Here is a 10,480-nt window from a genome sequence, read left to right as displayed (position 1 = left end):
AAGTTACAGCTGCCCAACGCGCAAGGAGGGTCTCATGGCCACCGTTCCCGTCACCGACGCAACCTTCGACGAAGAAGTGAAGAATTCCGATGTCCCCGTCGTGGTAGACTTCTGGGCCGAGTGGTGCGGCCCCTGCAAGCAGATCGGCCCGGCGCTCGAAGAGCTCGCCAACGAATACGGCGGCAAGATCAAGGTCGCCAAGGTCGACGTTGACCAGAACCCCAACACCGCCGCCGCCATGGGCGTGCGCGGCATTCCGGCGCTCTTCATCTTCAAGGACGGCCAGGTCGTCTCGAACCGCGCCGGCGCGGCCCCCAAGGCCTCGCTGCAAAGCTGGATCGACGACTCCATCTGATCGCCGCCACAGGCGAAACGGGAAAAGCGCCGCGCCCGCCGCGGCGCTTTTTTCATGCTGGGGAGATCTCAGCCGATCTTGCGGTAGATGCGCCCGCCATCGGCCTTGCGCCCGGTGTCCTCGACCCCGGGCAGGTCACCTCGCCGCACGGCATCCAGAAAGGCGTGCCCCAGCCGCACGCGGTCACCGATCGGCAGTGCCTTCCAGCCCGCGCCGTAGACCTCCGGAAAGTGGAATTCACCGGGCGCACGATCTTCGATGTGCCGGCGCAGCCGGTCGAGCAGGGATGCATCCATTGTCCTGACCTCCGTGGGCGGAACGCATGGCCCCCGACCGGGTTTCCCCGGCCGGCCCTTCGCTTTCCGGCGCCGCTGCGCTAGGGCATGCCCCAACGGAAGCCGACTTGCGGCTCGCGCCCCCGCGCCCCATATCGCGGCAAGCATGAAAGGAAGACCCATGTCTGAAAAGGAATTTCCCGGCTGGCACGGCACGACGATCATCGCCGTGCGCAAGGGCGGGCAGGTGGTCATCGCCGGCGACGGACAGGTGAGCTTGGGCAACACGGTCATCAAGGGCAGCGCGCGCAAGGTGCGGCGCATCTCGCCCGGCGGCTACGATGTCGTCTGCGGCTTCGCCGGTTCAACTGCCGACGCCTTCACCCTGCTCGAGCGGCTCGAGGCCAAGCTCGAGAAGTCGCCCGGCCAGCTGCAGCGCGCGGCGGTCGAGCTGGCCAAGGACTGGCGCACCGACAAGTACCTGCAGAAGCTCGAGGCCATGCTGATCGTCAGCGACGGCCGCGACCTCTACGTCGTGACCGGCGCCGGCGACGTGCTGGAACCCGAACATGACGTGACGGCCATCGGCTCGGGCGGCAACTACGCCCTCGCGGCCGGCCGCGCCCTGATGGACGGCGAGCATTCGGCCGAGGAAATCGCCCGGCGCGCCATGGCCATCGCCTCGGACATCTGCGTCTTCACCAACGGCAACCTCACCGTCGAGACGATCGCCGGCTGACGGATGTCCACCGGACACCCCACGCCGTCGCATGCGAAAGGACCTGACATGACCGACCTGACCCCCCGCGAGATCGTCTCCGAACTCGACCGTTTCATCATCGGACAGAAGGACGCCAAGCGCGCCGTCGCCGTGGCGCTGCGCAACCGCTGGCGCCGCAAGCAGCTCTCGGACGAGCTGCGCGACGAGGTCTATCCCAAGAACATCCTGATGATCGGCCCCACCGGCGTCGGCAAGACCGAGATCTCGCGCCGGCTCGCCAAGCTCGCCCGCGCGCCCTTCGTCAAGGTCGAGGCGACCAAGTTCACCGAGGTGGGCTACGTCGGCCGAGACGTCGAGCAGATCGTGCGCGACCTGGTCGATGCCTCCATCGCCATGACCCGCGAGCACATGCGCGAAGAGGTCAAGAGCGCCGCCCACAAGGCCGCCGAGGATCGCGTGATCGAGGCCATTGCCGGCACCGATGCCCGCGAGTCGACGCGCGAGATGTTCCGCAAGAAGCTGCGCGACGGCGAACTCGACGACACCGAGATCGATCTCGACGTTGCCGAGAGCGCCTCGCCCTTCCCGCAGATGGAAATCCCCGGCCAGCCCGGCCAGAACATGGGGATGAACCTGGGCGACATCTTCGGCAAGGCCTTCGGCCAGCGCACCACGCGCAAGCGGATGACCGTCTCGCAGAGCTACGAAGTGCTGATCTCGGAAGAGGCCGACAAACTGCTCGACGACGAACAGGTCAAGCAGGCCGCGATCCAGGCGGTGGAGCAGAACGGCATCGTCTTCCTCGACGAGATCGACAAGGTGGCGGCGCGGCAGGACGCCAAGGGCGGCGACGTCTCGCGCGAAGGCGTGCAGCGCGACCTGCTGCCGCTGATCGAGGGCACGACCGTCAGCACGAAACACGGCCCGGTCAAGACCGACCACATCCTCTTCATCGCCTCGGGCGCCTTCCACATCGCCAAGCCCTCGGACCTGCTGCCGGAGCTCCAGGGCCGCCTGCCGATCCGGGTGAACCTGCGGGCGCTCACCGAAGAGGACTTCGTGCGCATCCTCAAGGAAACCGACAACGCGCTGACCCTGCAGTACCGCGCGCTGATGGAGACCGAGAAGGTCCAGATCGTCTTCACCGAGGAGGGCATCGCGGCGCTGGCCCGCATCGCCGCCGAGGTCAATGAGAGCGTCGAGAACATCGGGGCGCGGCGGCTCTACACGGTGATGGAACGGGTCTTCGAGGAGCTGTCCTTCGCCGCGCCCGACCGCGCCGGCGAGACGGTGACCGTGGACGCCGATTTCGTCGAAGAGCATCTGGGCGAGCTGACGCGCTCGACCGATCTGAGCCGCTACGTGCTCTGATCCGGCGTCCTGCCCGACCGCGACCGCCGGCTTTGCGTATTTGAAAACAAGAAGAAGAGACGGGCGCGCTCCCAGGCTTCTTCTTGTTCAAAAATACGCAAAGGCCTCGCCCCTCGGCACGGCGGACCCTCCCGACTCTCGGCCGGTGCCGTCGTCATCGCCCGGTAGAAATGAGAAGGGCCCGGCGGATGCGCCGGGCCCCTTTTTTGTTTCGCGTTCAGCTTACGCCATCCACCACCGCTCGGTGAGGCGGGCGTTGTCGACCTTGTAGACGTTGCCGATGGTCTCGGGGTGCGCGACCTTGTTGGTCTTGGCACCGACGAAGTTGGCGTACATCGGGATGACCGCGCCGCCGTCCTCGTTCAGGATCTTCTGCATCTCGTGGTAGATCTCGCGCCGCTTGTCGGTGTCAAACTCGGTACGGCCCTTGACCAGCAGCTCCTGGAAGCGTGGTTGGTCCCAGTGGGTGTCGTTCCACGGCACGCCCGTCTCGTAGGCCGAGGAGAACATCAGGTCCTCGGTCGGGCGGCCCGACCAGTAGGCGGCGCACCAGGGCTTCTTGAGCCAGACGTTGGACCAGTAGCCGTCGGCCGGCTCCTGCACGAGGTTGATGGTGATGCCCGCCGCCTTGGCCGAGGCCTGGTAGAGCTGGGCCGCATCGGTGGCGCCGGTGAAGGCCGCGTTCGAGACCGAGAGGTCGACCGACAGGCCCTCCATCCCGGCTTCCTTGAGATAGAACTTCGCCTGGTCCGGGTCATAGCTCGTCTGCTCGAGATCGTCGAAGTAGTACTGGTTCGCCGGCCCGATCGGGTGGTCGTTGCCCACGGCGCCATGGCCCAGCAGGATCTTGTCGACCAGCTCCTGCCGGTTCACCGCGTACTTCAGCGCGCGGCGCACATTGACGTCGTCGAAGGGCGCCACGTCGGTCAGCATCGGGAAGGTGAAGTGCTGGTTGCCCGTCACCTCGAAGATCGAGGTCTGCGGGTTCGCCTTGAGCAGCGACTCGGTCTTGAAGTCGATGTCGGTGATGACGTCGACCTGCCCGGTCAGCAGCGCGTTCATCCGCGCCGTGATGTCGTTGATCGCGATGAATTCGACCTCGTCGAACCAGCCGGCCTCGCCGTCCTTGTAGTGGCTGTCGACCCGCTCGCCGACGAAACGCACGCCGGGATCGAAGCTCACCACCTTGTAGAGGCCGGTGCCGATGCCGTTGGCGATGGATTCCTCGATCTGGCCGGCGGGATACATCAGCAGGTGGTAGTCCGACAGCAGGTAGGGGAAGTCGGCGTTGCCCTGCTCGAGCACGAACTGCACCTGGTGGTCGGTGACCTTCTTCATCTCGGAAATGGCCGAGACGATGGGCTGGGCGGCGGATTTCACGCCTTCGCCCACGTGCATCTTCAGCGACTCGATCACATCGTCGGCGCCGAAGGGCTTGCCGTTGTGGAAAGTCACGCCCTGGCGCAGGTTGAAGGTCCAGGTCTTGGCGTCCGAGGAGGCCTCCCAGTCGGTGGCAAGCTCGCCCTTGAGCGAGCCGTCGGCGGCCACCTCTGTCAGCGCGTCGTAAACGGTGCCGAGACCGGCGGCGTTCATGAAGATGTCCGAGTGCGTCCGGGCATCCCAGCTGTCCGAGGTATTGGCGCCGTTCAGGCCAACGACGAGGCGCCCGCCCCGCTTTGCCTGAGCGCGCAGCGGCAGGCCGCTGGCTGCGAGGACACCGGCGGCGGCGCCACTCGTGAGCAGGCCGCGTCTGCTGATTCTCACCATCTGAAACTCTCCCTTTGTCGTTTTCCGGCGAGCAAGGCCGCCCCCACCCCTGCGGGTGATTCGTTCATTGCATCTTATCAGCCGCCGCATCGCCGATGTTATCAACTCCGCGTTCGGCCAGAAGGTTGGTCAGCCAGTCCGGGTCCATCTCCGGAACCGAACTGAGCAGCAGGTCGGTGTAGGCGTGGTGCGGCGGGCGGAACATCTCGTCCTTGGGGCCCTGCTCGACCACGCGGCCTTCCTTCATCACGACGACCCAGTCGGCGATCGAGCGCACGGTCGCCAGGTCGTGGGTGATGAACATGTAACTCAGGTGAAGCTCGTCCTGCAGCCGCGCCAGAAGCTTGAGGATGCCCTCGGCGACCAGCTGATCGAGGGCCGAGGTCACCTCGTCGCAGATGATGAAGCGCGGCTCGGCCGCCAGCGCCCGGGCAATGCCCACGCGCTGTTTCTGCCCGCCCGAGAGCTCCGAGGGCAGGCGGTGGCGGAACTCGTCGCCCGGCAGCTCGATCTGGTCGAGCAGTTCGTCCACGCGGCGGCGCTTCTCGCGGCCGCGCAGGCCCATGTAGAACTCGACCGGTCGGCCGATGATCTCGGCGATGCTCTTGCGCGGGTTCAGCGCGGTGTCGGCCATCTGGTAGATCATCTGGACCTGCCGCAGCTGCATCTTGCTGCGCTTGCGGTAATCCGGGGGCAGTTCCTCGCCGTCCAGCAGGACCTTGCCTCGCGCCGGCGGCAAGAGCCCGGTGATGCAGCGCGCGGCGGTTGACTTGCCCGAGCCGCTCTCGCCCACGACGGCCACCGTCCGGCCCTCGTGGATCTTGAAGCTCACATCGCGCAGCACGGTCGTGTCGCCGTAGGCCGCGGTGACCTTGTCGACCTCGATCACCGGCACCGCGCCCGGCGCCGCGTCGGGCTTCTGCGGGCGGCGGAATTCGCGCACCGCCCAGAGGCTCTTCGTGTAGTCCTCGCGCGGGTGGTCGAGCATCTCGCGCGTCTCGGCCTCCTCGACCTCGTCGCCACGCAGCAGCACCTTGATGCGGTCGGCCATCTGCGCGACCACCGCGAGGTCATGGGTGATGTAGATCGCGGCCGTCCCGAACTGGTCGACGATGTCGCGGATCGCCGCCAGAACCTCGATCTGGGTGGTCACGTCGAGCGCGGTGGTCGGCTCGTCGAAGATGATGAGATCGGGCCGGCACGACATGGCCATGGCGGTCATCGCGCGTTGCAGCTGACCGCCCGAGACCTGGTGCGGGTAGCGAAAACCGATTTCCTCGGGATTGGGCAGGCGCAGGCGGCGGTACAGCTCGATGCCGTCCTCGACGCTGTCCGAACGCGACATGACGCCGTGCTGCACCGGCGCCTCGACGTGCTGGTCGATGAGACGGTGCGCCGGGTTGAAGCTGGCCGCCGCCGACTGGGCGACATAGGCGATGCGCTTGCCCAGCAGCGCGCGCTTGGTCGCGGCCGAGGCCGAGAGCAGGTCGATGCCGTCGAATTCGACCGATCCGCCCGAGATGCGCACGCCGTCGCGGGTATAGCCCATGGCGGCGAGGCCCAGCGTCGACTTGCCCGCGCCGCTTTCACCGATGAGGCCCAGCACCTCGCCCCGGTGCAGGTCGAGGTCGACGCCGTTGATGATCGGCATCCAGGTCTCGTCCGCGCGGCCCTCGATCTTCAGGTCGCGGATCCGGACCAGCGGTGTCTGCTCCTGCGCCTCGGTCATCGGCTCACTCCTTCAGTCCCGAGCTGCGCTGGAGCATCCAGTCGACCACGAAGTTCACCGCCACGGTCAGCAGCGCGATGGCCCCCGCCGCCATGATCGGCAGCGCGGCGGTCAGCGGCGAGAAGGCCGCGAAGTTGATGAACTGCGCGAGGTCGCGGACCATGGTGCCCCAGTCCGCCAGCGGCGGCTGGATGCCCACGCCGAGGAACGAGAGCGCGGCGATGGTCAGGAAGACGAAGCAGAAGCGCAGCCCGAACTCGGCCAGCAGCGGCGCGGTGGCGTTGGGCAGGATCTCGCGGAAGATGAGGTATCCCAGCCCCTCGCCGCGCAGCTTGGCGGCCTCGATGTAGTCCATCACGACGATGTTCATGCCCACCGCGCGGGCCAGCCGGAAGACGCGCGTGCTGTCGATCACCGCGATGATGAAGACCATGTAGACCGTCAGCAGCCATTGCTGCGAGCCCGCCCAGGCGCTCGCGATGGTCATCAGCAGCAGCGCGAAGATCAGCGAGGGGATCGCCATGAGCACGTCGACCGCCCGGCTGAGGATATTGTCGAACCAGCCCTGCAGCGTCGCCGCGAGAAAGCCGAGGCTGCCGCCCAGCAGGAAGGCGATGCAGGTGGTGGCAAAGGCGATGCCCACGGTGTTCTGCGCGCCGTAGATGAGCCGCGAGAGCAGGTCGCGCCCGATCTGGTCCGTCCCGAGAAGGTGGTCCGGGTTGCCCCCGTTGGCCGCGTCGCCCCCGGGCAGCGCGTTCACCTGGTCGAAGACCGCCTCCTGCCCGTAGGGCGCCAGCCAGGCGGCGAAGATCGCCGTGAAGGCGTAGAGCAGGATCACCAGAACGCCGAAGGCGGCGGTCAGGGACATGTCCCGGAAGAGCTTGCGCGAGCCCCCTGTCCCCACGTGCCGCCCCGCCAGCCGGAAGAGCCAGGCCGCAAGCGCGAAGATGACGAAGCCATGCAGCGCCCAGCGGAAGAAGGTCACCCCGGCGTCGGGGGTGCCAGCCTCGGTCATCACGGGCTGGAAGTAGTACCAGACCGCCAGCGCAAGCGCCGAGGCCGCCAGCACGTAACCGAAGGCCACGGCAAAGGGCATGTCGCGGAAATACGGGCGGTTGCCGGTGATTTTCTGCGCCACGAAGCGGAAGAGCCAGCCCCCGGCCAGCAGCGCCGCCAGCGCGGCGAGGATCCACATCCACCAGGTCATTTCGGCTGCCTCAGGCGCGGGTTGGTGGCGATCGACAGGATATCGGCGGTCAGGTTCAGCAGGATGTAGGCCGCCGCGAAGATCAGGCAGCAGGCCTGCACGACCGGGATGTCGCGGATCTTGACGCTGTCGACGAAGAGCTGCCCGATGCCCGGGTAGACGAAGACCACTTCGACCACCACGACCCCGGTGATGAGATAGGCCAGGTTCAGCGCGATCACGTTGATGATGGGCGCCAGCGCGTTGGGCAGCGCGTGCTTCACGATCACCCGCATCGGCCCGATCCCCTTGAGCCGCGCCATCTCGATGTAGGGCGAGGCCAGCAGGTTGATGATCGCCGCGCGGGTCATGCGCATCATGTGCGCCGTGACCACCAGCGTCAGCGTCAGCGCGGGCAGCAGCGTCTTCACCAGCCGTTCGCCGAAGCCCATGTCGGCGTAGATGTTCGAGAGCGAGGGCAGCACCGGGTTCAGCACCGCGAGGAACAGGATCAGTACGTAGGCGAGGAAGAATTCCGGGCTCGAGATCGAGGTCAGCGTCGCCACGTTCGCCGCCTTGTCGAAGGCAGAGTTGCGGTAGAGCGCCGCCAGCACGCCCAGCGTCACCGCGAAGGGCACGGCGATGGCGGCCGTCACGCCCGCGAGGAACATGGTGTTGGCGAAGCGCGGCGCGATCTGCTGCGCGACGGTCACGCGGGCGCCCCCGCTGCCCTCGCCCACGAAGCTCGAGAAGTTGGCCTGCGCGAAGGAATTGCCGAGGTCGCCCCGCAGCGCGTCGCCCAACCATTGCAGGTAGCGTGTCACCGGCGGCTGATCGAGGCCGAGATCGCGGCGGATCGCCTCGACCGCCTCGGGCGAGGCGCCCTGCCCGAGGATCGCCTGCGCGAAGTCGCCCGGCAGCATGTTCACCGCCGTAAAGATCACGATGGAAACGATGAAGAGGGTCAGAAGTCCGAGCGCGAGGCGCTGAAGGATGATCTTAACGACAGGATTCACAATACCGTCGGGGGTTTGTTATCGGTATCGGCCAGATTACCGGTCCAGCGGCGTGTGTAAACCCTCGTGCTCCGCGATCTGGTCCATCGTGCGCACGAGCTCGGCGCTGATGCCGGGCTCGGACAGGGCGTGGCCGGCGTTGCGGATCATGTGCAGGTCGGCCTCGGGCCAGGCGCGGGCGAGCTCCCAGGCGCGCTGCGGCGGGCAGATCATGTCGTAGCGGCCCTGCACGATGACGCCGGGAATGCCCTCGAGCCGGTCGGCGTTCTTGAGGATCCAGCCGTCCTCCTCGAGAAAGCCGCGGTTGGTGAAATAGTGGTTTTCCAGCCGCGCGAAGGCGCGTGCGTAGTCCCCCGGTGCCTCGCCGCCGGCCCCGTTGGAATAGACCGAGGCCAGCGCGTTCTCCCAGCCCGACCAGGCGCGGGCGTGGCGCGTCTCTTCGCGAATGTCGCCCGAGAACAGCCGCCGGTGATAGGCGCCGATCATGTCGTCGCGTTCGTCCTCGGGGATGAGGTCGCAGAACCGCTCCCAGGGCTCGGGCCAGAATTGTCCCGCGCCCCCGCCGTAGAACCAGTCGAGCTCGACCTGCGTCATCATGAAGACCCCGCGCAGCACGAGGTGACGGACGTGATCGGGGTGGCTGATGGCGTAGATCAGCGCCAGCGTGGCGCCCCAGCTGCCGCCGAAGACGATGAAACGCTCGATCCGCAGCGACTCCCGGATCCGTTCGATATCGTCGACGAGGTGCCAGGTGGTGTTGTCGGTGACGCTGGCATGGGGCCGCGAGCGCCCGCAGCCCCGCTGGTCGAAGAGCACGACGCGAAAGACGCGCGGATCGAAGTAGCGTCGCATGGCGGGCGAACAGCCTCCGCCCGGACCGCCGTGCAGGACGATCACGGGAATGCCGCGCGGGTTGCCGCACTGCTCGACGTAGATGCGATGGCCGTCACCGACTTCCAGCATCTGCTGATCGAATGGGTCGACGGGAGGATAGAGATACTGCACTGCGCGCTTTTGGCCCGGGAATTTGTCCATGTCCCATCTATATTGGTAATGAAACCCGAAAGACCATGGGAAAAGGCTCATATGACCGTCACAGTCGACCCCTCCGAGATCGCCAAGTTCGAGGCCATGGCCGCGGAATGGTGGGATCCGGACGGAAAGTTCAAGCCGCTGCACATGATGAACCCGGTGCGGCTCGACTACACCACGCGGCAGATCGCGGGCGAGTTCGACCGCGACCTCTCGTCGCCCGCCCCCTTCGAGGGGCTGCGCATCGTCGATATCGGCTGCGGCGGCGGGCTGCTCTGCGAGCCGATGGCGCGGCTGGGCGCCGAGGTGGTCGGCGTCGACGCGGCCGAGCGCAACATTCCCGTCGCGCAGCTGCACGCCGAGCAGTCGGGGCTGGAGATCGACTATCGCCACACCACGGCCGAGGCGCTGGCCGAGGCGGGCGAGCGTTTCGACGTGGTGCTCAACATGGAAGTGGTCGAGCACGTGGCCGATCCGCTGGCCTACCTGACCGCCTGCCGCCAGCTGCTGAAGCCGGGCGGGCTGCACCTGTGTTCGACGATCAACCGCAACCCCAAGAGCTTTGCCATGGCTATCGTGGGCGCGGAATACGTCATGCGCTGGCTGCCCAAGGGCACGCACGAATGGGCCAAGTTCATCACGCCGGACGAGCTTTTCGAGCTGCTGCGCAACGCCGGAATGGAGCCGGTGGACCGCAAGGGCTACGTCTTCAACCCGGTGAGCTGGGCCTGGAAGATCTCGGACCGGGACCTGTCGGTGAACTACGTGACGGCGGCGGTGGCCTGAGGGCGGGCTTTCCCCCGGCCCGGACACAAGGCGCGCAGCGCACTTCAGGCCGATCCCGCGCACCAAACCTCTCGGAAGGGCCGGCGCCCGACCGCGGGTGGGCGCTCCTGCCGGTCGAGACAACGCAGTTTATCCATCGGCCATATGCCTTCGCGCGACACGGCAGGCCTGTCCTCGAAAAGCGCCCGCCCGGGGGGCGGTCGGGCGCTGGCCCGGCGGCGCTGCGCGCCTTGAATCCGGGC

10 protein-coding genes are annotated in these 10,480 nt (G+C 67.0%); 4 read left to right on the top strand and 6 right to left on the bottom strand.

Features of this window, described 5'->3' with window-relative positions:
• Nucleotides 1-34 precede the first annotated feature (34 nt).
• A complete protein-coding gene (trxA, locus tag SALMUC_RS11040; RefSeq protein ID WP_020039511.1) occupies nucleotides 35-355 on the top strand; it encodes a thioredoxin in 321 nt (106 codons plus the stop codon).
• 68 nt (nucleotides 356-423) lie between these two features.
• Here the strand turns inward: trxA and SALMUC_RS11035 are convergent, their stop codons facing one another.
• Nucleotides 424-651, bottom strand: coding sequence for a DUF1413 domain-containing protein (locus SALMUC_RS11035; RefSeq protein ID WP_020039510.1), 228 nt, complete (start codon nucleotides 649-651; stop codon nucleotides 424-426).
• A gap of 160 nt (nucleotides 652-811) precedes the next feature.
• On the opposite strand from SALMUC_RS11035, the gene hslV reads away from it, so the two are divergent.
• Entirely contained in the window at nucleotides 812-1,369 is a 558-nt protein-coding gene (hslV, locus tag SALMUC_RS11030; protein ID WP_020039509.1) for an ATP-dependent protease subunit HslV, read from the top strand.
• Between the two features lie 48 nt (nucleotides 1,370-1,417).
• Nucleotides 1,418-2,722, top strand: a complete 1,305-nt coding sequence (gene hslU / locus SALMUC_RS11025; RefSeq protein ID WP_020039508.1) for an ATP-dependent protease ATPase subunit HslU — start codon at nucleotides 1,418-1,420, stop codon at nucleotides 2,720-2,722.
• A 222-nt stretch (nucleotides 2,723-2,944) separates the two neighbouring features.
• Here hslU and SALMUC_RS11020 read toward each other — a convergent pair whose 3' ends face one another.
• From SALMUC_RS11020 to pip, 5 genes are all read right to left on the bottom strand, one after another.
• A complete protein-coding gene (locus SALMUC_RS11020; protein WP_020039507.1) occupies nucleotides 2,945-4,489 on the bottom strand; it encodes an ABC transporter substrate-binding protein in 1,545 nt (514 codons plus the stop codon).
• Between the two features lie 64 nt (nucleotides 4,490-4,553).
• A complete protein-coding gene (locus tag SALMUC_RS11015) occupies nucleotides 4,554-6,218 on the bottom strand; it encodes an ABC transporter ATP-binding protein (protein ID WP_020039506.1) in 1,665 nt (554 codons plus the stop codon).
• A gap of 4 nt (nucleotides 6,219-6,222) precedes the next feature.
• Entirely contained in the window at nucleotides 6,223-7,425 is a 1,203-nt protein-coding gene (locus SALMUC_RS11010) for an ABC transporter permease (RefSeq protein WP_037371724.1), read from the bottom strand.
• Nucleotides 7,422-8,420, bottom strand: a complete 999-nt coding sequence (locus SALMUC_RS11005; RefSeq protein WP_020039504.1) for an ABC transporter permease — start codon at nucleotides 8,418-8,420, stop codon at nucleotides 7,422-7,424. The genes SALMUC_RS11010 and SALMUC_RS11005 overlap by 4 nt, the downstream gene beginning before the upstream one ends.
• Before the next feature lie 36 nt (nucleotides 8,421-8,456).
• Nucleotides 8,457-9,455 carry a prolyl aminopeptidase gene (gene pip, locus SALMUC_RS11000; protein ID WP_020039503.1) on the bottom strand — a complete coding sequence of 333 codons (999 nt, stop codon included), beginning with the start codon at nucleotides 9,453-9,455 and terminating at the stop codon, nucleotides 8,457-8,459.
• Between the two features lie 51 nt (nucleotides 9,456-9,506).
• Between pip and ubiG the strand changes: the two genes are divergently transcribed.
• Entirely contained in the window at nucleotides 9,507-10,238 is a 732-nt protein-coding gene (ubiG, locus tag SALMUC_RS10995) for a bifunctional 2-polyprenyl-6-hydroxyphenol methylase/3-demethylubiquinol 3-O-methyltransferase UbiG (protein ID WP_020039502.1), read from the top strand.
• The last annotated feature ends 242 nt before the right edge of the window (nucleotides 10,239-10,480 follow it).

The sequence above is a fragment of the Salipiger mucosus DSM 16094 genome (assembly GCF_000442255.1).
GTDB lineage: Bacteria > Pseudomonadota > Alphaproteobacteria > Rhodobacterales > Rhodobacteraceae > Salipiger > Salipiger mucosus.
The sequence above is the reverse complement of the archived record's forward strand: the minus strand, read 5'-3'. Positions and strand labels throughout refer to the sequence as shown.

Excerpts from the sequence above, each read along its gene's own strand:
- trxA (WP_020039511.1), top strand. The coding sequence starts at position 35 with ATGGCCACCGTTCCCGTCACCGACGCAACCTTCGACGAAGAAGTGAAG.
- SALMUC_RS11035 (WP_020039510.1), bottom strand. The coding sequence starts at position 651 with ATGGATGCATCCCTGCTCGACCGGCTGCGCCGGCACATCGAAGATCGT.
- hslV (WP_020039509.1), top strand. The coding sequence starts at position 812 with ATGTCTGAAAAGGAATTTCCCGGCTGGCACGGCACGACGATCATCGCC.
- hslU (WP_020039508.1), top strand. The coding sequence starts at position 1,418 with ATGACCGACCTGACCCCCCGCGAGATCGTCTCCGAACTCGACCGTTTC.
- SALMUC_RS11020 (WP_020039507.1), bottom strand. The coding sequence starts at position 4,489 with ATGGTGAGAATCAGCAGACGCGGCCTGCTCACGAGTGGCGCCGCCGCC.
- SALMUC_RS11015 (WP_020039506.1), bottom strand. The coding sequence starts at position 6,218 with ATGACCGAGGCGCAGGAGCAGACACCGCTGGTCCGGATCCGCGACCTG.
- SALMUC_RS11010 (WP_037371724.1), bottom strand. The coding sequence starts at position 7,425 with ATGACCTGGTGGATGTGGATCCTCGCCGCGCTGGCGGCGCTGCTGGCC.
- pip (WP_020039503.1), bottom strand. The coding sequence starts at position 9,455 with ATGGACAAATTCCCGGGCCAAAAGCGCGCAGTGCAGTATCTCTATCCT.
- ubiG (WP_020039502.1), top strand. The coding sequence starts at position 9,507 with ATGACCGTCACAGTCGACCCCTCCGAGATCGCCAAGTTCGAGGCCATG.